At 35.3% G+C, this 21,723-nt stretch carries 23 protein-coding genes; all 23 read right to left on the bottom strand.

The features are described from left to right. Nucleotides 1-175: 175 nt before the first annotated feature. The 23 genes from I6E38_RS03430 to I6E38_RS03325 all read right to left on the bottom strand — a co-directional run bounded on the left by I6E38_RS03430 (nucleotide 176) and on the right by I6E38_RS03325 (nucleotide 21,448). On the bottom strand, nucleotides 176-2,662 hold the full coding sequence (locus I6E38_RS03430) for a KAP family P-loop NTPase fold protein (protein WP_235392691.1): 2,487 nt from the start codon (nucleotides 2,660-2,662) through the stop codon (nucleotides 176-178). Beyond that, nucleotides 2,659-3,807, bottom strand: coding sequence for an adenylyltransferase/cytidyltransferase family protein (locus tag I6E38_RS03425; protein WP_235392690.1), 1,149 nt, complete (start codon nucleotides 3,805-3,807; stop codon nucleotides 2,659-2,661). The genes I6E38_RS03430 and I6E38_RS03425 overlap by 4 nt, the downstream gene beginning before the upstream one ends. Nucleotides 3,808-3,813: 6 nt before the next feature. Continuing rightward, entirely contained in the window at nucleotides 3,814-4,920 is a 1,107-nt protein-coding gene (locus I6E38_RS03420; RefSeq protein WP_235392689.1) for a pyridoxal phosphate-dependent aminotransferase, read from the bottom strand. Next, nucleotides 4,917-5,834: a LicD family protein gene (locus I6E38_RS03415; RefSeq protein WP_235392688.1), complete on the bottom strand. Its 918-nt coding sequence runs from the start codon at nucleotides 5,832-5,834 to the stop codon at nucleotides 4,917-4,919. The genes I6E38_RS03420 and I6E38_RS03415 overlap by 4 nt, the downstream gene beginning before the upstream one ends. A gap of 6 nt (nucleotides 5,835-5,840) precedes the next feature. Continuing rightward, entirely contained in the window at nucleotides 5,841-6,950 is a 1,110-nt protein-coding gene (locus tag I6E38_RS03410) for a glycosyltransferase family 1 protein (protein WP_235392687.1), read from the bottom strand. 1 nt (nucleotide 6,951) lies between these two features. Continuing rightward, nucleotides 6,952-7,938, bottom strand: a complete 987-nt coding sequence (locus I6E38_RS03405) for a glycosyltransferase family 2 protein (protein ID WP_235392686.1) — start codon at nucleotides 7,936-7,938, stop codon at nucleotides 6,952-6,954. A gap of 13 nt (nucleotides 7,939-7,951) precedes the next feature. Continuing rightward, nucleotides 7,952-9,058: an EpsG family protein gene (locus tag I6E38_RS03400; protein WP_235392685.1), complete on the bottom strand. Its 1,107-nt coding sequence runs from the start codon at nucleotides 9,056-9,058 to the stop codon at nucleotides 7,952-7,954. A gap of 8 nt (nucleotides 9,059-9,066) precedes the next feature. Continuing rightward, nucleotides 9,067-9,780, bottom strand: coding sequence for a glycosyltransferase family 32 protein (locus I6E38_RS03395; protein WP_235392684.1), 714 nt, complete (start codon nucleotides 9,778-9,780; stop codon nucleotides 9,067-9,069). Between the two features lie 114 nt (nucleotides 9,781-9,894). Beyond that, nucleotides 9,895-10,416, bottom strand: a complete 522-nt coding sequence (locus tag I6E38_RS03390) for a glycosyltransferase (protein WP_235392683.1) — start codon at nucleotides 10,414-10,416, stop codon at nucleotides 9,895-9,897. A gap of 52 nt (nucleotides 10,417-10,468) precedes the next feature. After that, nucleotides 10,469-11,200: a glycosyltransferase family protein gene (locus tag I6E38_RS03385; RefSeq protein WP_235392682.1), complete on the bottom strand. Its 732-nt coding sequence runs from the start codon at nucleotides 11,198-11,200 to the stop codon at nucleotides 10,469-10,471. Nucleotides 11,201-11,210: 10 nt separating this feature from the next. Further along, entirely contained in the window at nucleotides 11,211-11,831 is a 621-nt protein-coding gene (locus I6E38_RS03380; RefSeq protein WP_235392681.1) for an acyltransferase, read from the bottom strand. Nucleotides 11,832-11,835: 4 nt separating this feature from the next. Then, on the bottom strand, nucleotides 11,836-12,879 hold the full coding sequence (locus I6E38_RS03375) for a glycosyltransferase family 2 protein (RefSeq protein ID WP_235392680.1): 1,044 nt from the start codon (nucleotides 12,877-12,879) through the stop codon (nucleotides 11,836-11,838). A gap of 7 nt (nucleotides 12,880-12,886) precedes the next feature. Beyond that, nucleotides 12,887-13,603, bottom strand: a complete 717-nt coding sequence (locus I6E38_RS03370; protein WP_235392679.1) for an acyltransferase — start codon at nucleotides 13,601-13,603, stop codon at nucleotides 12,887-12,889. 10 nt (nucleotides 13,604-13,613) lie between these two features. Beyond that, nucleotides 13,614-14,411, bottom strand: coding sequence for a GT-D fold domain-containing glycosyltransferase (locus I6E38_RS03365; protein WP_235392678.1), 798 nt, complete (start codon nucleotides 14,409-14,411; stop codon nucleotides 13,614-13,616). Nucleotides 14,412-14,520: 109 nt separating this feature from the next. Continuing rightward, nucleotides 14,521-15,516, bottom strand: coding sequence for a capsular polysaccharide synthesis protein (locus I6E38_RS03360; protein ID WP_235392677.1), 996 nt, complete (start codon nucleotides 15,514-15,516; stop codon nucleotides 14,521-14,523). 2 nt (nucleotides 15,517-15,518) lie between these two features. Next, nucleotides 15,519-17,054: an MATE family efflux transporter gene (locus I6E38_RS03355; RefSeq protein ID WP_235392676.1), complete on the bottom strand. Its 1,536-nt coding sequence runs from the start codon at nucleotides 17,052-17,054 to the stop codon at nucleotides 15,519-15,521. Between the two features lie 46 nt (nucleotides 17,055-17,100). Further along, complete coding sequence (locus I6E38_RS03350; protein WP_235392675.1) at nucleotides 17,101-18,516, bottom strand: UDP binding domain-containing protein; 1,416 nt, start codon at nucleotides 18,514-18,516, stop codon at nucleotides 17,101-17,103. Nucleotides 18,517-18,857: 341 nt separating this feature from the next. Next, a complete protein-coding gene (locus I6E38_RS15430; protein WP_368043088.1) occupies nucleotides 18,858-18,977 on the bottom strand; it encodes a transposase domain-containing protein in 120 nt (39 codons plus the stop codon). Between the two features lie 15 nt (nucleotides 18,978-18,992). Then, nucleotides 18,993-19,226: a DUF3450 domain-containing protein gene (locus tag I6E38_RS03345; protein WP_235392674.1), complete on the bottom strand. Its 234-nt coding sequence runs from the start codon at nucleotides 19,224-19,226 to the stop codon at nucleotides 18,993-18,995. A 235-nt stretch (nucleotides 19,227-19,461) separates the two neighbouring features. Then, nucleotides 19,462-19,950 carry a hypothetical protein gene (locus I6E38_RS03340; RefSeq protein ID WP_235392673.1) on the bottom strand — a complete coding sequence of 163 codons (489 nt, stop codon included), beginning with the start codon at nucleotides 19,948-19,950 and terminating at the stop codon, nucleotides 19,462-19,464. 79 nt (nucleotides 19,951-20,029) lie between these two features. Further along, nucleotides 20,030-20,296 carry a hypothetical protein gene (locus tag I6E38_RS03335; RefSeq protein ID WP_235392672.1) on the bottom strand — a complete coding sequence of 89 codons (267 nt, stop codon included), beginning with the start codon at nucleotides 20,294-20,296 and terminating at the stop codon, nucleotides 20,030-20,032. Between the two features lie 401 nt (nucleotides 20,297-20,697). Further along, nucleotides 20,698-21,099: a hypothetical protein gene (locus tag I6E38_RS03330; RefSeq protein WP_235392671.1), complete on the bottom strand. Its 402-nt coding sequence runs from the start codon at nucleotides 21,097-21,099 to the stop codon at nucleotides 20,698-20,700. After that, complete coding sequence (locus I6E38_RS03325) at nucleotides 21,092-21,448, bottom strand: hypothetical protein (protein ID WP_235392670.1); 357 nt, start codon at nucleotides 21,446-21,448, stop codon at nucleotides 21,092-21,094. The genes I6E38_RS03330 and I6E38_RS03325 overlap by 8 nt, the downstream gene beginning before the upstream one ends. Nucleotides 21,449-21,723: the final 275 nt, after the last annotated feature.

Raw genomic sequence — 21,723 nt, 5'->3', positions numbered from 1 at the left:
GAATTGCCGAGGTGCAGCCAATCTTATGCAAAGATAACGAATTCAATTCAATATTGCATTATCATTGGGCCAAATGTTTTCAGGTTCAACAGATAAAAGATATTGATACAGTGACAGAGCGGATTATTTTGTTTTTGTTGCGGGGCATAATCTTAGATTTATCTGTAGATACTTTTTAATAGTATCTAGGCATTATACTACGTATATATTTCAGTTTCTTTTCAATCTCTTCGTTATGACAGAATGCTCCATAAACAAATTCTTCAAAGATAGCATAACTATCAAAGATAGAACATATATCTGTTGCGATGCTCTTTGCTTCATATTCCTCTTCAGCAGGATCATCTGTCTTTATTATATATGGTTGAATAAAATCACAGAAAGCATCATAATTCTCCTCTGAGTTCTGGTATTGATTAATCAATTCATCATACATAAGATTAGTTTCAATACCGACATATTCATCACCTTCTCTGTAATAACTTCGAACATAACAACCCGATTTGAGGAATTTATTAAATGGAGTTCCTTTGGGAGAAATTTCACTTGGTGATGGCTTTCCATTTATCTCTATGTATTTCGCTAACGACTTTCCTGCAAGCATTTCGAGTTGGTTCCTTTCAAATAAATCTATTGCAATATCATCTGGTTCATAATCATCTTGGTATGAATTATAAAAGGAAGCTAATAGAATATTTATCTTCTCAAGAAACATACCTTTGCCAATAGAATATTCAAACAAAGATATTAGTTGTTTTCGCAATGCATCTACATCAACTCCTTCTCGTATCCAGTATCTTTCCGATATTATCTGTTTAATGCCCTTATCAGTCAACCTGGGAATAAACTCAAGCAACGCACAGATATAATTGCGTATGACCTTAATATCTTTATATCCATGCATATAGTAACTTCTAAAATGCTCATATAACGAATCAAATGAGTCTTTCTTCTGCATCCATACGTTAACCCCATTTCGAACTGCATCTAAATCGTCTTCTATCATAAGCATCTCAAATTCTGTTGCACCAATTGAATTATTTGGTAAGCGATAACAGAAATAATTAGCAAAGCTGAGTTGCGAACGTACTTCCCGAGTAGTTCGCTGAGATTCGCCATTAGTAGAAAACAAAATTTTTAAAAGTTTATCACTTGGTGTATCGTTGCTACTTTCATAAACCAATAGTCTGGATTTTGACAATGATTCAGGACTTAGCTTCAATAAAGTCATAGGCTTGTACATCAAAGTGCGATGAATATCAGGATATGCAAAATGTAAAAGTTCTATGCCAATAAAATCCTTTACTACAAAATCTTTAGTATGAGCAAGAATCGATTTTAGATTCAAGGCAAAGACATTAGCAAATCGTCGTGCCTGTCTAAAATTAGGGACAAAATCGGTGAATGACAATCCATCATCATTAAACAATTGCATGATCAATTGTCGAAGACTTGCAGCCTGCCTTTCGTTAAGTGAAGCTATACGAACAGTCTCATCTATGAACACATCAAGCAATGTCTCATCCTCAAACTTCGGTAAAGATACCTCCAAATGAAAAATCTTTTGGATATATTCTTCTGCACGTTTAATGTTCTTTGATTCGTTTAATACATTACAAATATAATCACGATCGTAGGCAACAATAAACACAACATTACGGAAGTTTGCTGTAATTCGAATGAGTCTTAACACCTCAAACAATTCATTACCTTCCAATCTATCAAGATCATCAATAAATATAGCAAATGGCTTAGAACCATCTGTAGTTATTGCCTCTTCTATTTTCTCCTTAAGCAAGTCAAGTGTTTCTTCCTTTTTATTCAAAGGAAGTATCTTGGCAAGAAAAGTAAGAACTGGATGAATATCAGCATCAAGAACAATATCACGATATTTTTGAATTGCATCTTGCAACGACTCATCATTGTTCTCTGTCTGATCACGCATCAAAGCAAAAAACTGTGATATAATCTGTTCTTTATCTGTACATGTCCAAGGATTGAATGTAACCACTCGATAATCAGCATTCATTTGCTTCTGCATACTCTTGAGAAAAGAAGTTTTACCACTACCCCAATTTCCAGATATACCAATCGCAAGCGATTCTTTTTTCAAACGATCACGTGGCATAAGCGACAACAAATCACCTACATAATTATCCCATCCAGTATGTCTAAGTTCACTATACACACCATCCATACAATACCCCTTTCTGTCATCTACATTAGAGATATTAGCATTTTCTGCATTGAGCAATTTTCTTGCTATTGCTATTACATCAATGATGAATACAGCCATCAATGATATAATTAGAAACGCCCCATAATCTATGTCTATTAGAAACACTTTTGGGAATATCCCAAAAGTGTTTTTATAAAGATACAGAATGGCAAAAACACAACCTATACATCCCAGTACACTGCCATTACTCTGAAATACTTTCTTTCCTATAACAAAGAAGAGCGACGCTAATGTTAGGGTAAATAGGAAGTTGAACAAGTCGTTTGTAATACATGCTTTGTATACATAGTCAAACAACTCGCCTACCCACATTTTGCTAATATAAGTCTCAATATCACTTCTCAAGGCATAGAAACCAGAAAGGAATAAAGTAGCAAGTAATGAATAACAAAGCTTGTTCATACAAGTTTTATTATTTTTCATTTCTTTACCTTAGCAGCAATCTTTGCCTTCAATTCACTTGAACTGACTCCATCAGTGCGTCCAAGTACAATATGTTCTTTTCCATGACTTTCACACCATTCTATAGCACGTTGAAAACCTGCATGACACTGGTCTGGACCTGTTACAAACACGTCAAAGTCAACTTCTTGAACTATCTTATCAACATCAGTATATGTTATAACCTCATTTACATAGCGAATTGACTTAATCATATACTTGCGGTCTTCAGTAGAGTTCATCACTTGTGCCTTAGGCTTGTACTTCAATATAAAGTCACTATCTTGAGCAGCTACAATAAGGTAATCTCCCAAACCTTTTGCACGTCTGAATAGTTCTACATGACCTTTATGCAATAAGTCATAAACACCAACAGTCAGTACCTTACGGTACTTACGTGGTTGCATGCTCGCAAGTTGTACATCCTTAGGTATTGGGAAACCTGCTTTATTGCATTGTTCCTTAAACTTTCTGAAATCTTTTTTTCTATGGCTTAATATCCACTGATAATATAAGGTGTCGGGCAAATGATCTTGTATCCATGTCTTTGTCCAATACCAACAACGAACTAATGTATTTGTTGAATACGTTACGGTTTGTTTTGGTGTTGTCCAATCTTCACCATACTGGAAAGTAAGATACTCATCTACTTCAGCAGGGACATTCAACTGAACTCCTTTAAAATCCCACTTGACTGTATTCTGAATGTATTTCTCAAATATAAAATCTGTACTACCTGTATGACGAACATCGCTACATACTTTGGTCAATACAAAAACCTTAATGTATTCATCATTCCTTACAAGGTAATAGCGTCCTCTACGTTCATATCGGGCAAGCTTAAAACCTACTTCCATCAAGAGCCAAAGAATATCCTTGAAGCGTTCCTCATCTTCTTTCAGTATATAGATGTCAAATACAGGTTTCCATGGCTGGAAGTCATCGTTGCGAACAATACCAATAAGAGTTCCGAAAGCTGGTCCCCAATTAATGTCAATTTTGTCAAGATATAATGAGAGAATATGTATATTCTCAAGCATCAATTTTGGATCTAGAACTTTAGAACCAAAATTCAACAAGTGGTTGGTGTATTCTAAATAACCTTTAGAAGTCTTTATATGTGCCATATTACCTTATTTTATTAGTTTGCGCATAGCATCAATAAACTTCGCATTGTCTCCATGATTGCGAACAGCTATACGCATATATTTATTTGGCTCAATACCCTTCTTTGCAAGACAAGCGCTTGCAAGTATATTATACTCTTTCAAAAGAATGGCACAAAGTTCCTTAGGTTTGTAAGGAGGCAACACTTCCAAGAAGAAGTAGTTTGCCTGCGATGGCATAACCCTTATAAAAGGAATCTTTCTCAACTCTACCTCAAAGTCTTCACGGGCTTTGATAAATTGTTCGCAAGTAAGCTCATAATCTTCACGATACTTTGGGTATATCTGCATAAAGAACTCTGCAAAAGAGTTGATGTTCCAAATGCTAACTTGCTTCTTCATTTTTGCAATGAGAGCAGTATCTGCGCTACACAGAATACCAAGACGAAGTCCTGGCACACCATAGCTCTTTGAAATAGACTTCATTACACATATATGAGGATACTTCTCCAAAATATCATTATTAATAAAAGTATTATCCTTAAAACCGACGCTGAAATCTACAAAACTCTCATCAAGAATTAAGCGAACCTTATTATCTTCACACCATTGAGCCAATTTATGCACTCCACTCATTGAAATAAAGTTACCCGATGGGTTGTCTGGATTTATCAGCAAGATAGTATCAACAGGATTGTTACCAAAGAATTCTATCATATCATCAGCATCATAACGGAAGCTATCATTCTGAGGAACGAAAGTAACTACACGTTCATCAGGCATACGATTAGGATACTCCTCAAAGGTAGGACGCACAACTCCTACTTTTCCTTCAAGGTTCTCCATCAATGCCTTTATCAGTTCTGCTGCGCCATTACCAGGAATTATATACTCCTCTTTTACATTCCAACAATCACTTGCGAGTTTGCTATTAACAGCCATGCCAGCAGGATATTCAGAAACAAGCATACGGAAGTTATCCTGTATCTCATCGATAATTTTAGATCGATTAAAGTATGGATTTACCAGATAACAATAATCCAACATATCAGGATATACCCAAAAACCACCGTAACGGCTATAATACTTTTTGAGGATTTTGTCATCCTCAGTTATATTTACTTTGTTGTTCATTTTTTACACGAATTTAAATCAAATTGCAATCTTACAATAAAATGCTGCCACCTCTGTCCTTCAGGAGGTACCTGTTTCCAATCACCATAGTTATTTACAAGATATTCTTCTGTGCATTTAGGTACATATATTTCGATATCATCAAACTTTACCTTACGTGCAGGGAAGAACGATTCTATTGTATGAGGTATAAGGCTCTTTATCAAACCTCCATCAGAAGGAACGTTTACAACACCTGTATTTTTCTTATAATTACAATAGTTATCTACCCGATTATACCAAGACTGAACATTTCTGAATGAAAAAAACTTGCCTATTAGATTCCTTATTAAATAAGTCCTTTTTCCAACAGAAGAAGAGCACATCAGTCTTCTGTATAAGTCAGAGTTTTCCTTGTATTGTTCAACACAGGAAGAAGCCAACAAAAGCATACGTGTATATGTATTTCGCCATTTTAAAGCGAGTTTATTCTTTGTGGCAAACTCTAATGGGAAAATATCTATAAACACTCCTTTAGTTTCGTCTTCAATAGATCCTGGAGAAATAAAACGGGTGTTAGTGTCTACGACCTTCGCAAAACGATAAATAGCCTTTTGCTTGCTATTCGGAGCATAAATCTTAAGGTTCTCTGGCAATTCATCCGCATAAAGATTTATCAGTTTGTCATAATCCTCACGAGGCATGAGCAAGTCCATATCATCATCCCAAGGAATGAAACCATTATGTCGTATAGCTCCAAGTACTGTTCCATAACCAGTACACATATGTAAACCATGACGGTCGCATACCTTTTCTATCTCTATATACATCTTACGAAGATGTTCCTGCAAATGAGAACGTTCCTCGTCGGTCATTGCATGCAGTTCTTTTGACTGCATACAAGCCTTCATATATAAGTCTTTTGTTGAAAGCATAAATCTTTATTTCAATATTTTTTTCATATAGAAATCTTGAAGTTTTTTTGCTGAAGTTTGAGCATCGTAACCTGCTGATGCAATTTCAACAAATCTATCTATTCTTTCTACATTTCTTGATTCCCAAATTTGTTTGGCCCATACCTTAGCCCCTACTTCAAGTGGTATGTAACTTACAAGATTTGTCACACTACACTCCTTTGATACAGTACCTTCGGTTGTGAAACAAGGCAAGCCTGAAACTTGAGCTTCTACAATTGACAAAGGCAGACCCTCGTTAAATGAAGGAAGTATAAATACATCCATTGCCTGTTCATAATCGAAAACATTATTAACTACGCCAGCAAAAATAATATCTTCATCAACTCCTTTTTGTTTTGCGTATTCTAAAATACCTTCTTTTACACCAAGACCAAGTTCTAATAGTTTACAATTTGGATGTATTTTTTTTATTTCTACTAATATGTCTACGTCAAATTTATGGTTCTTTACTGGATCAAAACGGGCTGTATGTCCTATAACAAACACATCATTATCTATTCCAAGAAAATCTCGCATTTGTTCTCTTTTTTCCTTCGAGAAATGAAAATGTTCAGCTTCAATAACATTTCTAAATAACTTTACTTTTCCTTCTTTTTGAGCTTTTTTACCATAAAGATATTCTCCTGCTTGCTCTCCACAAGTAACCCAATCTGTAGCCACTAATTTTAAAAAAGGCCTCAACATTTTACGTATCATTCCATTTATTCCACCCTCAGCCATTGAACTGTGGGAATGGCTTATGCGAACGGGAACGCCTTGTTTCTTCGCTAAGAACAAAGGGAAAAAGCTTTTTGAAGAAGTGTGCGAATGTACTATTTTATATTCAGGATGCTCTCCTAGAAAATTTTTAACACCTTTAATATAAGGAAAGGGATTTGCTATAGTCAGAAGAGGTACTCTAAACACACGTCCTCCTAACGATAATATTTCGTCTTCAAATTGACATTTTGACTGATCTGTTAAAAGAAAATCAAATTGAATACAATTACGATCAACATGACGATAGTAATTCATTAAAGCATTCTCTGCACCACCTCTATTCATGGAGTGAAGTATATGTAATACACGTATCATATTATCTATTTTTGATTTTAATTATAGCATAGAAGAGTAAGCCAAGTGGAATGGCAAGTATTGTTGTTAACTTCATTGGTGAATTTCTTAACCAATTCTTATCTTTTGAAATAATACAAGACGATATATAATGAGCAGCTTCCTTAAATTTTAGTGAATAATTATATCTTTGCAATTTCAAATGCATAATACGCATCTTTGCATAACTTCTAGGACTATTTAAATATTGTTTAAATATGCCTTGTGACATACTATCTGCCCCTAATTGGTAATCTACAAAACACAAATTTTCATTAATAATCAAAAGAGGAAGCTTATCCCATACTTGAGCTAACATATAAGCAGGATTGAAATTCTTCTCTCCCTCAAATCCTATTTGTGGAGCTACACTACGCATTAATTCTGTGCGCATTACTTCCTTACTATCCCCTTGATGTATGTTTTTTATAAAAAGATCTGAACGATAACATTCTGTCATTCTTTGTGGTAAGTAACCACCAATTGGTGAACCATCTAAATAAAAATCTAACCCTATAACACCACAGTATTTGTCAGAACCTTTTTCCTTCCATAGCCTACATATCTTTTCTACTGCATCATCAGGAGCAAAATCATCAGAATCAATGCAGGCACATAGTTCTGTCTGAATAAAATCATAAGCTACATTATAGCCAGTATATAGACCACCATTCGGTTTATAAATATAGTCGATATGTAGACTATTACCATCTGATGTTGGCACTTCTACGACAAAGTGTACATGATTACTATCAGAAGTTTTTTTACGTCCCATCCAATCGTAAACAGGACCATCCATCCATACTCCATGTCCTAATGATTCCACCCACTCCTTGGTGCCATCAATAGAACCGTCATCTATAATCAACCAATTAAAATCTTTGCTTGTCTGACGCAAAAGACTATCATATGTCCTACCAATCGTATGCTTGCGATTGTAGGTGGGAGTAAATATTGTAAGAAGTTTCATTTGAGACAAACATTTAATAATAAATAATCTGCATAAATAAAGTAAACCCTAAATGGTACAACATTATCTTCGAAAGAGTTCGGTATTTTTGTATACCCCAGTTTTCACATACCAGAGGATAGATCAACACGAATGGATACATAAACCAACTTAAATAAGCTATTCGGTTTGTAAATTCGGCATACATGCAAAGCATCCATACTGAATTTAATATAGTATAGACATTTAATATAAAGTTATAATTTAAGGATTTGATCTTTTTCTTGAATACCGCATAATAACCAACCCAAACTGGCATTGCAGAATACAAAACAAAATCATATCTAAAACCTGATTTTCCACCCCACCCATTAGTATCTGATCCTAAAAGATAGTTGGCACCATGTGCATCTCCATTATCTGCACTTATTTGAGCAAAAAGCACTTGAAACCATGTAATATGTGCTAATGATAGTAGAAGGCAAATACCCCAAGCCATAAGATACATTTTAGGATTCTTAAAAAGACTCGCAAGGATAAAAGCTACAATTGGCAGTTTCATGGAATGATGAATACCTAAAGAGAGTAAGAGGAAAGGTATGCATACATACAGTTTATCTCGATAAGCCATTGCCACTAAGAACAATGCAGCAGCATTTCCTGCTTTACATCCGTTTGTTGTATAAGAAAAGGTTGAGAAAGCTGCAAGAAAAAACAAATAAGCAATAAACGTATCATTAGGAAACCATTTACGACAAGCTATGTATGTACAGACAAAATAAATTGCAGCAGATAATAGAAAGAACGTCTCTGTTCCTAAACACATACTACCCCATAATGCCCACCAGTTGTCCCATAATAAATTTTCTGCTAATGGATTAAAAACGAAAGGAACATTTTCATAAAAAGCATGATAAGATGCAACATAGTTACCCATATCACCAAAGTACCTTCCACTAACTGGACGAAGTCCTATAAATAGTATCATAAAGAACATTAGAATGAGACATTCTCCATCTAAGCCTCGTTTTTGCATTCCTAATATAGGGTTGATTCGTTTATTGTATTTTCCGTATACTTGTATAGAAAACAAAGTAACAATCAATAAATATATAGGATAATATAATTGTGCTATTTCCATAAATAATATTACCTTTTAATAAAACGAAGAACTCTTCTCACAATTCTCTTTGCCCATACAACAACTATTGATTCTTGCTTCATCCATGTCTTGCTATACCAATGTATTGTGCGTGTATTGGCTGTTTTATTCAATTTCCCCAACAAGTCGTCCCATGGATTAAAGAAATCTGGGGGATAAATCGTAACCTCATCAACTTTCTGTATTGACGAGTCTACTTTAAGTCCGTCATTGGAGAGGAATCCAGTAAGCATTGGTATCATTGAGAATGGATTTTTTTCTCCATTCTCAAGAATGAAGTTCAGATTTACATATCCATCAAGCATACGTTTATATAGTGGGTGTTGAGTCTCCGAGGCCATTCCAAGACCAGGATTTACTGCAATTGCATTATTCTTATTATCAACCAACTCCATTCCAAAGAACGCTCCCTTCTCAATGATATCATCCATCGGTCTTATCACCTCCACATCTGTGTCAAAGTATACACCGCCATGATGATACAGAATCCAGAAGCGGGCATAGTCGCTTACGAAAGCATATTTCTTGGCTTCGTATGCTTGTTGGGTATAGGGTATTATGTTAACATCGAAGTTGTCTTCGTTCCATTCTTTTATTTCATAATCAGGCAAGAACTTGCGCCAACTATCAATACATTTTTTTGCAGATTCGGGCAATGGGTTACGACTGAACCAGCAGTAATGAATAATTTTGGGTATCATAAAACTAATATGAATAATTCGTTAATTATCTTTAAGTTCATCAACTGTGCATCATCACTACCATCACACATGCCACAATGCGCAGCAAGTCGAGTGAGAGATCACGCTGTTTCATCATTTTGCCTCCTCTATCATACGATATATCTTCTCAACTTCACTCTCGTTGCCATAGTCATGGGTTTTGAGATATCCAACAAGACGCTCTTGTAGGGCCTTATCCGTAATGACCTGTGCCAAACCACAGGCACAGCCTTCATTGTCCATCGGAACAATTACGCCATCTATACCATTCTTTATTTGGCTGGAAGCTGTAGGATAGTTGGTCACTACTACTGGCTTGCAAAGCATTTGAGCCTCGCGTACCGTTACGCTCTTACCCTCATATCTTGACGGCTGCACATATATATCGCATGCCTTGATGTATGGGTAGGGATTACTACGCTTGCCGAGGATGATGACATGCTCTTGCATACCAGCCTCCTCTATCTTTCTTCTTATAAGTTGTTCGTCACCACCGAAACCTATAATAAACCACTTAACGTCAACACCCTCTTTCACCATACGTCGGCAAATGTCGGGCACGTTGTCATAGTTCTTTGCTTCAGAGAAGCGACCTACAGATAATAATCTTGTCATTTCTTCAATCAATCTTCTACAAATGTCTGGTAAATTGTCAAAGTTTTTCTGCTCACTGAATCTTCCTATTGTGAGGATTTTTACCCCCCCCATAGCTATTTAGTTCAGTCTCAACATCCTCTATATCTGCACGTCGACGCACAAAAGCAGGAGACAGAATATTCTCAATCTCTACAATCTTGTTGGTATTTGCAAGTGTTGGGAATGTTTGAAGGAAAGTCTTAGTTACATCTGGTGATATACTTGCAATATAATCGTATTTACTCCATACTGGCAATTCATCATCTGCGTCCACCCATATCTTGGTATAGTCGGTGTGTATCCAGGCTATACGCTTACGAGCATCGATTTTCTGAAGTGTAATCTGATGTGGCGTAAGAAAACTGATTGCCAAATCGTAAGTTACGTTAGGATTAATCCGTGGCAGCAAAGGTGTGGTATATTTAGCCATATAGTGAAACACGCTTGCATTTGGCAAACAGCTATGGCTCTTCTTGTAAGCCTTCTTGCTGACATACTTCGCCCAAAGTCTGGCTGCAGCTATCAACCAATGGCCACGATTCACGAGTTCCTTTATCGGACGCTCCAGCATTGTATATTCCTTTATTGGCGGCAACACATTCACCCATTCGGGAACGAACTGTATCATCTCACCTCTATGGTCATGTAAGAACAAGTCTACGTCCACACGTTTAGGATCTAATGCATTGAGCAAGCCGATTAGGGCTGTCTCTGCACCACCTATTTCAAGGTAGTGCATGTTGATAAGGATATGTGGTTTCATTTAATTAATTTCAATAATCCCAATTTATATTTTCTTTTACTACTTTTGCAGGAACACCCGTCATTATTGATCCAGAATCACAACTTTTGGTAACGATAGACCCAAAGCCAATGACTGAGTTATCTCCAATATGGCAACCCTTTAAAATCGTTGCATTTTGAGCAACCCACACATGTTTGCCTAAAACAATATCCTTGGGGCTATTCATAACAGAACCATCAATAGGATTAATAATTCTATGTGAGTCGTGATTACGCAATGTTATACCATAACTAAACATACACAATTCACCGACCTCAATATTTGCACCATTTAGATTGAATTCCACTCCTCTAATTCCTGCATTATATTTAATAACAAGTGAACTTACCCCCCCCATTACGATTTTGCAAGGTCCCATAAAACGCACTTTATCGTCTATAAAAATAGAATTGTCATTACCATGCATTATTATCTGGGTATTAGTCAAAAGACAATTTTTACCAATTTCTATATTGTTATTTTTGCCTTCTATAAATATCCTAAACCCGGAACCAATCTTCGAACGATTATGTATAATATTATTTTTACCCTTTACTACTATTGGACGTAAACAATGGTAAATTGTGCTTAGTATGCTTCTAATATTCATATATTTATCTTTTTAGAAGATTATGTACTTTCCTCAATGAAGAAAACAGACCTGTCAATATCCTTATTTGTAATAAGCTTCTACTCTTACATGCCTTCCGATACAGCCTCTGCTCTATACCCGTTATGTTTTTCCTTGCATAGTCAAATGCTTCTATGGTTAGAGGATCGTCCATAACTCGGTTTATCTCTACCTTTGCCTGTTGTTTAGTGAATGTGCTCTTCGGATGTGTTAGATTAAACAACAAACAAGCCATTACACTTTGATAGAAACGTTTGTTTAGATAATCATCCAATCGATGATCTTCTAAATTCCAGAAATCCTTTAAATCATCAAAATGATGTCGGACAGATTTGTAGATATCAAAACGATTAGGGATAAAACGTGATCGAGTATTTCCATTATTGTATATGTAGTAAGTGTATAAGACATTTGAAGATACATAAGCATTATCCAAATAATGGTACACCTTAAGGTTAAAAACCTCGTCTTGTTGAATTCGCTGATTTTCGAATCTTATATTATACCTATCCAAGAATGACTTGCGATAAAATTTATTCCAAGGAAACCCATTCATTTTAAGTATAAACAACTCTATGTATTTATCTCTTAAATCAGTATTCGATCTGATAATACTATCTTGAAAAGATACTACCGTCTCTGATTTATAAGCAGTTTCTACACTCCTATAACCAAAAAGGACAAAGTCAACTTTATAAGATTCCATTATTTGAACATTAAGTTCAATCAGTTCATTAGATATTTCATCGTCTATATCAAAAAAATAGATATACCTTCCTTTTGCGTTATCAATACCTTTGTTCCTTGCGCCACCAGCCCCTTGATTTTCTTGATGAATTACACTTATCCTCTCTTCTCTTTGAGCCCAATATTGACATTTTTCCAAGCTTCCATCAGTTGAACCGTCATCAACAAGAATTATTTCAAAATGTCGATATGTCTGATTTAAAAGAAAACTAATTCCTCTATCTATAAAGTTCTCAACATTATAGATAGGTATTATTACTGAAACAATTACATCTATCATATTTTTATCAATCTCTTTTACGAATATCAAGTAAACACTTAGAGACAACTGTTGTCGCATTAGGTATCATCTGATTTGACAGCAAGCAATTATACCCTACAATTACATCGTCACCTATTAAAGTACCTTTCAATATTGATGCTTTTTCACCAATCCAACAATCATTTCCTATTTTTATCTTTTTAGTCTTTGGCTTTCTTTCTTCATATCCGTAATATGGATAGTGGCTAATTGTAACTCTTCTTCGTTCTTCTCTTGAAAGAATATTATGGGTATTAGTGTCCCAAATATTAACATTATAGCTTATTTGATTAAAACTGCCTATAGATACATATTCATCACAACGAATTTCAGAACCACTATTAATATTGGTATAATCTCCAATGGAAATAACACCTCCAAACCTTACCCAAAAACGAAAGGCACTGATTTTTGAATGGTGTCCTATATGTATCTCTCCTTGTTCTATATTAAACATTAATCTATTAGATGTACAACCTATAATAGAATTATTACATATTGTACATATTCCGTTAACAACGGATATAATAGAATTTTCAATGCAGACATTATCGCCTATTTCCATATGGGAGCCTGACGTTACGATAATACGGCTATTACAAATCTTTACATTTTTTCCTATTCTTACTTTTGCACCAGTACAAATACGCAAGTAGGATTTATTCAAGAGATATTTGTATTTTATTTCTGTTATAACACTCATAAGATAATAATTAAGAACTACAATCTGCTATTATTTGTTTAAGATATCTTATATTAGATGAAGAAGAATGACAATCTCCTCCTTGACATTCACTCATTTGTTTTCCTGATATAGGAAGCTTATGGGTTGCCCCCATGCGATACCATTCATACTCCACATCAATATGTCCTAAATCTAATGCCCGCATTTTTTCTTTTGCTAAATCATAAGCTAATATAGTAGCTGTCATACCAAGTGCCAGTATTATTAATTCTCCTTGATAGTATTTCTTTATACAACTTAGAATTATATCATATCTATCAAACGCATTTTCTTGTGGGCACAAAATTCTTTTTATTGAAATTGTGTTATCAAATAGGTCATTTGAAACGCCTAACCTCGAATATTTACCTTCAACGATCAGCAGTTTCTCACCTTCCCACAGCCGTTTTAATGTTTTAATATAGTCAGGAGTCTTACTTTTGTCTTTCTTATTCATATAAAAACGAGTGAATAGACTATCGCCATAAATATTAGCTACCGAAACATATGGTTTGACAGCTGTTTTTAAATAACTATGATTAAATCCCAAACCCGTAAGTTGACTATTCAATACAAATGGTTTAACATTTGTGATAAACGATGGCATACAAACCAAGAGATTGTCTACTCTGTTATCAATAACTTCTTTCAATCTATTTGCTAATTTTTTATCTGCCTTTTGAAATTGGTTAAACTGCCCTACCAAAACAAGAAATTCTCCATCCCCAAACCGAGTACAAGAGCTTTTGTTTTTTATTATATAGTCAACAGTTTCTTCAATGCTCATTATTCGCAGTTGCTTTATATATTCAGCCATCTCCCTATCTCTCCATTGCCAATATTTATATCGAAAGATAATGAGTCTTTTATGAATTGAATCAAAAAGCAATTTTATTTTATGCAGCCATTGATTTAATGGGGACAAATTGCCAGTATTTACCCCCCCCATTTGATTTTTCGTCATATTTGATATTATATTTATTTAGTAATGCGGCATAATACGATTCTTTTCCATTAATCGTATATTTAGGATATTTTATACGATATGTTAGAGACAAAAAAGTATTGTGTACCAATAAACAATCCAACTTCTTCTCATCCACTTCTTCTGAAAAATTGTATCTTGGAAAGTGTAAATCTGGTGATTCTACAGGACGATTCTCCATTATTTCTTTTATCCAAGCAATATGTTCATAACCATATTTTATAAAATAGTCAAACATTAAATACGAAAACACAACATTGTATTTTGCCCAATAGCTTAAAAGCATATCATAAATATACAAGAACAAAGGCATATGTGGTGGGGCTCCCATGACCCCCATAACCCACTGAGCCATATGAGGAGAGTCTTGTAACTCATTAGTTAACCTTGGAGAATAAAAAATTCCTTTATATTGAGGTATAGGTTTTGTAACAAAAATAGCAGCATCAATCCAAAAACCACCATACTCTTTTAAAAGACAAACTCGTAATAAATCACTAAAATGTGTTTTAGAGATTATTCCATCATTTACTTTTCTCAAAATATAATCTGGTAACTTAACATAATATTTATAGTTATTATAATCAAGCAATATTACTTGACGTCCATTGGCATTTCGTAATATAGAACGATAACATTCTTTTATTACAGATGGCATCGCCAATTCACCTTGCCACCAAAATACCCAAATCATTTTAGGAATCTCATACTCCGTAGAAAAGCTTACTTGCTTATACTTTGAAATAACTTTATTGAAATTTTTCCCTATGAAACAATCAAAAGCTTGGTTGTCGTTATAATTAATTCCTAACTTTCTTAAAATACGAGGAAATAGCACCAACTGCAATGCATTTTTAAGCCCCATTCCATTATATATGTCATAGAAGTCTTTTGTTAACCGACCCATAGTTATTTTCGTCTTAATAATTTCTCATTGAACAATAAAAAAAACTTTTTTCTGTCCTCTTTAGACATTATGATCAAAAATGTACATATGCATATTGCAATTGTATTGATAAAGAATATCGATATAAAAGAAAGAAAATCATTTCTTATACTATATAATAACCAAACAGATAAAAGCAAGCCAGGTGTGATACACACAATATATTTAAAGTAACCTTGTATAAATAATTGTGTCATATTGATATCTGGAATATTTCTTTTCAATATTATCAACGATCCACAAAAACAAGCAGTATATGCCAATAATACAATTAAATACGACATATCTGCAGAGCCACCTAATTTTAGTAAAATATACATTAGAGGTATTGAAATCATGAAACATGAACCTGTTACTAAACTGAATAATTTCATTCTACCACAAGCATGAATAGGTATATTTACAATATTATTTGCCAGGTTAAATACAGTGCCTAACAATACTATTCTCAAAAAGAACACAGTATGCTCTGGAATAAGACCAAGCCATAAATGTAAAATACACTCTGTTTTAAATAAAAAAGGTACAGCTATTATTGAAAATAGAATTAAAGTATATTGTGTTGCCATAATACAATATTGATTTACAGCATCTATATCTTCTTGTGCATACTTTTTAATTATTTGCGGTCTAAATGCTTGAATTACATTAAAAGCGAACGCTTTAACCGTACCCTGCACCGTTGTAGAAACATTATTTGCGGCATTTAAAGCTGGCCCAAAGAAAATATTAAGCAACATTGACAAGCCTTGAGTAAAAAAAACAACACTCATATTTCCATACAAATCCCAACCTGAAAAGCATAACATTGGCTGTATCGTTTTTTTATCCCAAATAAAACTATACTTAGTCTCTACAAAATGCTTCAAACAATATACTCTATAAACCAATGCAACTAATACAGAAATTCCAAGCGATAGCCCTGCATATAGAATTAATTTATCAAAACTACCTATTAACAACAAGTATACTATACCCAATTTCAGAAAGACATTGAGAAGTTCAACGTAAGCATAAACATCCATTTTTTCATGTGCTATAATCACGGCATTATATGGAACCTGCGTAACATTAAAAAACATACTTATTATACTGAATTGATAAACAAATTGTGCAGCAAGCATTCTCTCATCAGGTATAACCAACTTATTGTATAAAAACCACAAGCCTAGTGTCTCTGCAACTACAAGTACAAGAACAGCTATTATTATATGTATATTCATTGCAGAGCAAAAAGTCACTCTTAATTGTTTTATATCTCCTTTTCCTATTGCATAAGACAAAAAACGAGATGTAGCACCTGACATAGATGCATTAAGGAAGGAAAACATAGATACGACCCCTCCAACAACACCATATATGCCGTAATCTTCAACCCCTAAAGTTTGAAGAACCACCCTACTTGTGTATAAACTGACAATTATAGACAAAAGCATACGGACATATAAAAATGCCGTATTTTTTGCAATTCGATTATTATCTGATGTTTTATTTGCCATTAATTATTTGATGATATTTTTCAAGCACTTGAAAGCTCTCTTGTTATTAATCTCTTCTAAATATATCTCGTGTATAAACCTTGTCTTCCACGTCCTTAAGACAGTCATCAAAGCGGTTAGCAATAATGGCCTTGCTTTTAATTTTGAACTCATCAAGATTATTAACGACCTTGCTGCCAAAGAAAGTAGTTCCGTCTTCAAGTGTTGGTTCATAAATAATGACCACAGCTCCTTTAGCCTTTATACGCTTCATTATACCTTGAATAGCAGATTGGCGGAAATTGTCCGAATTCGACTTCATGGTCAAGCGATATACCCCTATTACACAATCGCCATATTCTGCACCATATTGATTGTTGCTTGAATAGTCATACCAATCAGCCTTGCGTAACACTGCATCAGCAATGTAATCCTTGCGAGTTTTATTTGACTCGACAATAGCAGACATCATATTCTGAGGTACATCCTGATAGTTTGCGAGGAGCTGCTTGGTGTCCTTTGGCAAGCAGTAGCCACCATAGCCGAATGATGGATTGTTGTAGTGTGTACCAATACGTGGGTCAAGACCTACACCTTCAATGATTGCCTTTGAGTCAAGACCTTTCACTTCTGCGTAAGTGTCAAGCTCATTAAAGTAGCTAACGCGAAGAGCAAGGTAAGTATTAGCAAAGAGTTTTACAGCCTCGGCTTCCTTCATACCCATAAACAAACAAGGGATACCCTTGTTGAATTTTGAATTTTGAATGTTGAGTGTTGAGTTAGTCGCCTTTGGCGATGAGGAATTATCCAATGTTGAATTTTCTCCTTCCTCACGGTTGCCGATAGCACCTTCCAACAGCAAGTCTGCAAAGGTATGAGCTGCTTCTTTAAGCATTTCTACATCTGTTACTGATTCGATAGCCTTATTCTCTGCCTCAAACTCTGGCTTGTTGATAATCTTGGGATAACCTACAATGATACGGCTTGGATAAAGGTTGTCATATAACGCCTTGCTTTCACGCAGGAACTCTGGAGAAAAGAGAAGATTAAACTTCTTAACTCCTTTCCGAGCATACTTCAAATATAGATTACGTGTATAACCTACTGGAATTGTTGACTTTATAACCATAATGGCATCTGGATTAACCTCCAATACCAAGTCGATAACTTCTTCTACATGTGTAGTGTCGAAGTAGTTCTTTACAGGGTCATAATTGGTAGGTGCTGCGATAACTACAAAATCTGCGTTTGCATAAGCAGACTTGCCGTCAAGTGTGGCAACAAGGTTCAAAGGCTTTTCAGCCAAATACTTTTCGATATAATCATCTTGGATAGGTGAAATTTTGTTGCTCAATTTCTCCACCTTTTCAGGAATTACATCTACTGCTGTTACATGATGATGTTGAGATAGCAATGTAGCTATACTTAGTCCCACGTAGCCTGTACCGGCTACAGCGACTTTAATGTCTTTAAAATCACGCATATTTTTTAGAGTTTTGAGTTTTGAATGTTGAGTTTTGAGTTGTTCGCTGCTACGCATGCGATTGTGAATTGGTCAATTGTGAATTGATAGTCTTTGAACACGAATTACCGTAAATTAACCATGAGATTTGTCCTTGGACCCACTGACTGTAAGGAAGTAATTTTGCCATGAATAAACTTTCTGATTCACTGTTGTCAAGGCTGGGCGTAGAGTTTGTGGTGTTAGTACTCAATTTAGGGCATAGCCCTTTGTATAGTAAGCACTCAATTGCTTCCAACCCCTTATAAACAGGGGCTGGAGAGCCATTGATTATTTTTGTTTTAACTTTTGTTTATTTGAATTTACCGTGCGACTGCACTGGGGAGAAGCTTTTCGTAGTCCTTCTCACCCTCTATAAGTCTGCTGAATACATAAGCGAAATACTCCTTCACATTGAGACCTACATTTTTGCATGTCTCAATGAGCGTATTGGTATTTCAAGTTTTACTTCTATTCAATCGATTGTTCAAATCATCACGCTCCTTGATAGTATTGTCGTATGCACTCTGAAGCCTATCCATTGACTTCTGCAACGACGCTATCGTAGCGTTCTGCGAGTTTATCGTCTGACGAAGCGTGTCTATCGTAAGCTTAAGACTACCTATCATAGCCTTAAGCTCCGTTATTGTATTTATAAAGTCTTGCCTTTCCATATCTTCAATGCTTGCCATAATCGTATTTTTATGTTTTGCAGCGCAAAGGTAACTTGGTTCATGCAAAATGCCTCGGAAGCAATTGAGTGCTTACTGATGAATTTTGAGTTTTGAATGTTGAATGTTGAGTTATTCTCGGCTAAGGCCTGCGATTGTGAGTTGGTCAATTGTGAATTGTATCACGAACTAATTGGTGATGATTCACAGTTACCCCTTCGGGGCGCAGTGGTTGCAAGTAAGGGAATTGGTATGTTTATTCCCCATACAGATTCTTCATAAATGCCATCATTCTCAAGTCTTTTGCTGATGGTCCTTTCTTGCCTTGCAGTGCAAGGTCGAGGTATACTTTATAGTCATCGGAGAGAGATTTGCGAAGTTCGGCGGGCATAAGCATGTGCCATTCTCCTTTTTCTTCATCGCAATAGGTCACTACCATGTAGTACTTTTGAAGGATATAAGGAGTCTTGCGCTCCTTACGGACAACGTAAGTCCTATCGTCTCCTTTTACGAACTCATCGAGAATCTGTAGCTCAACCTTGCTTAGACGGCTGATTATCTCATTAGGATTGTCAATAACTTCATTCGCCACACGACGCGCTGTCTCGTCTTTCTTAAGATTAGGACTGACATAAAGGTCGAACTTCTTGCAGACTTTCAGCATATTGACTTTTGTAGTGCTGCTGAGGATCTGAGAAAGACGAATAGCGTCAGCGGTATAGGTTTTGTTGGGTAATGTTATCATAATAAGAATGTTGTAATCGGCTTTGCCGGTTTGTACTCAATTTAGGGCATAGCCCTTTGTATAGGCACTTTTGCTAACCTTACAATACGCCGGGATGTTGTTTTGCAAAATCGTTTTGCTCTTCTATCACCATCTTGCTTAGTGCTGGCAGCATACGTTCTATCTTGCGACATTTTACCTTATTATAATAGAACTTCTGCTTTGCCATCTTGCCTTTCATGTTTTGTGTCATTACCCAGAAAAGGGCATGAGATAACACTATACGGTCCTCGGAAGAGTGATAGTAGAAGGAACTGTCTTCGGGCTTGTTGTCCTTAAACAGTTTTTCTTCTATTTCTGCAAACATCTGCTTGCGCATTTAATTTCTATCTGTAAGAGTCATATTTGAATTACGAATTACTCGGTGATGATTTAAAGCTGTCCTTACAGGCGCATTGTGGTATGCGTCCATTTTTTTATAATTTAAGCCCTGATTTGAGTGCTTACTGACTAAGACTCACGTAATCTTTTTGTCACGAATTACCACGAATTATCCATGAATTACTTTGGTTAATGTTAAGTGTTAAATGTTAAGTGTTAAATTGTCAGAATGCGAAACAATTCAAAACTCTCTCATAGAACACGAATCACTCGAATCACCCGAATATGACGATAGAATTTAATCAGGTTGTTCCCCATTGCAGTATCGCTCTGCACATGCCGCCAATCGGATGGGGATTTGAATGTGGAGTTATGAGTTTTATTGAATTATATAAAATAATTTTCTAAAGAAGCGGTTTGGGCTTCAAGAATAAAACTCCTTACTAAACATTTTAATTGTTCGTCAGCTATGTCAAGTTGCTGTAAAGGACCATTCTTAGGATAAATATCCAAGAATACAACTATCTCGTCAGTTTTTGATACCAAATAGATCAAACGGAAACCGTCTTTACGAGAAAGACGCTGTTTCTTGTCTGGTAATCGAAGCTTAATAACAATAACATCACCTTCAAGCAGAACCATATCATTGTTCTGCCGAATCTGATCTATTGATTTTTCTGTAAATTCACGCCGAATTTCATTTTCTACATTGGCATAAACTTTACGTCTGACTTTTAACAAGCCAGACAAACGAGACCGAAATGAGCTGATGGTTTTAAAACTAATCATGAGCAATACTCTTTAAGGCATTGCCCGCATCCGACAAAAGAGCAGTCCATTCTGTGTCTCTTGGAGCATTTATGCGGTAGTTCTTTATGTCGTTGTTCAATTCATAAAGGGCTACATAGTTCATTCTTAGTTTTTCAGTCTCATCAGCCACGCCACATTCTGAAGGCATTTTCTTACATGACATATAAAGTGCCCTGAGTGTTGTCAACATAGAGTCTAATTGTTTTTCAAACACTTTGTATTCACTTTCTGTAACATCATTACATTGTGAATATAAATACTCATAAAAAGTATCAAGGTCACGGTTTAAACGACGCAATTGACCAACACTATATTCTTCTGGAACCATTGCCTCCAAGCTGTGCTTATATGACCTTGTTCCCAGTCTAACAATGTTTTGTGATATGAATGCTGTCTGACACATGATAATGTTTTTTAATTAATACTTATATTGCAAATATACGACATATTCTCGTAATCACGTTCTTTTACAACTGAAATTAATTAAAATTAGTAGTATTCATTTCTTATTGAATACTGATTCTCATTTTTTGCTTCTATTCATACGACCGTTCAAGTCATCACGCTCCTTGACAGCCTTGTCGTATGCACTCTGAAGCCTAT

It is taken from the genome of Leyella stercorea, assembly GCF_021531355.1.
In the GTDB taxonomy this organism is placed as follows: Bacteria; Bacteroidota; Bacteroidia; order Bacteroidales; family Bacteroidaceae; genus Prevotella.
The sequence above is the reverse complement of the archived record's forward strand: the minus strand, read 5'-3'. Positions and strand labels throughout refer to the sequence as shown.

Bases quoted from the DNA above. Each gene is read 5' to 3' on its own strand.
- I6E38_RS03430 (WP_235392691.1), bottom strand. From the start codon at position 2,662: ATGAAAAATAATAAAACTTGTATGAACAAGCTTTGTTATTCATTACTT.
- I6E38_RS03425 (WP_235392690.1), bottom strand. From the start codon at position 3,807: ATGGCACATATAAAGACTTCTAAAGGTTATTTAGAATACACCAACCAC.
- I6E38_RS03420 (WP_235392689.1), bottom strand. From the start codon at position 4,920: ATGAACAACAAAGTAAATATAACTGAGGATGACAAAATCCTCAAAAAG.
- I6E38_RS03415 (WP_235392688.1), bottom strand. From the start codon at position 5,834: ATGCTTTCAACAAAAGACTTATATATGAAGGCTTGTATGCAGTCAAAA.
- I6E38_RS03410 (WP_235392687.1), bottom strand. From the start codon at position 6,950: ATGATACGTGTATTACATATACTTCACTCCATGAATAGAGGTGGTGCA.
- I6E38_RS03405 (WP_235392686.1), bottom strand. From the start codon at position 7,938: ATGAAACTTCTTACAATATTTACTCCCACCTACAATCGCAAGCATACG.
- I6E38_RS03400 (WP_235392685.1), bottom strand. From the start codon at position 9,058: ATGGAAATAGCACAATTATATTATCCTATATATTTATTGATTGTTACT.
- I6E38_RS03395 (WP_235392684.1), bottom strand. From the start codon at position 9,780: ATGATACCCAAAATTATTCATTACTGCTGGTTCAGTCGTAACCCATTG.
- I6E38_RS03390 (WP_235392683.1), bottom strand. From the start codon at position 10,416: ATGACAAGATTATTATCTGTAGGTCGCTTCTCTGAAGCAAAGAACTAT.
- I6E38_RS03385 (WP_235392682.1), bottom strand. From the start codon at position 11,200: ATGAAACCACATATCCTTATCAACATGCACTACCTTGAAATAGGTGGT.
- I6E38_RS03380 (WP_235392681.1), bottom strand. From the start codon at position 11,831: ATGAATATTAGAAGCATACTAAGCACAATTTACCATTGTTTACGTCCA.
- I6E38_RS03375 (WP_235392680.1), bottom strand. From the start codon at position 12,879: ATGATAGATGTAATTGTTTCAGTAATAATACCTATCTATAATGTTGAG.
- I6E38_RS03370 (WP_235392679.1), bottom strand. From the start codon at position 13,603: ATGAGTGTTATAACAGAAATAAAATACAAATATCTCTTGAATAAATCC.
- I6E38_RS03365 (WP_235392678.1), bottom strand. From the start codon at position 14,411: ATGAGCATTGAAGAAACTGTTGACTATATAATAAAAAACAAAAGCTCT.
- I6E38_RS03360 (WP_235392677.1), bottom strand. From the start codon at position 15,516: ATGGGTCGGTTAACAAAAGACTTCTATGACATATATAATGGAATGGGG.
- I6E38_RS03355 (WP_235392676.1), bottom strand. From the start codon at position 17,054: ATGGCAAATAAAACATCAGATAATAATCGAATTGCAAAAAATACGGCA.
- I6E38_RS03350 (WP_235392675.1), bottom strand. From the start codon at position 18,516: ATGCGTGATTTTAAAGACATTAAAGTCGCTGTAGCCGGTACAGGCTAC.
- I6E38_RS03345 (WP_235392674.1), bottom strand. From the start codon at position 19,226: ATGGCAAGCATTGAAGATATGGAAAGGCAAGACTTTATAAATACAATA.
- I6E38_RS03340 (WP_235392673.1), bottom strand. From the start codon at position 19,950: ATGATAACATTACCCAACAAAACCTATACCGCTGACGCTATTCGTCTT.
- I6E38_RS03335 (WP_235392672.1), bottom strand. From the start codon at position 20,296: ATGTTTGCAGAAATAGAAGAAAAACTGTTTAAGGACAACAAGCCCGAA.
- I6E38_RS03330 (WP_235392671.1), bottom strand. From the start codon at position 21,099: ATGATTAGTTTTAAAACCATCAGCTCATTTCGGTCTCGTTTGTCTGGC.
- I6E38_RS03325 (WP_235392670.1), bottom strand. From the start codon at position 21,448: ATGGTTCCAGAAGAATATAGTGTTGGTCAATTGCGTCGTTTAAACCGT.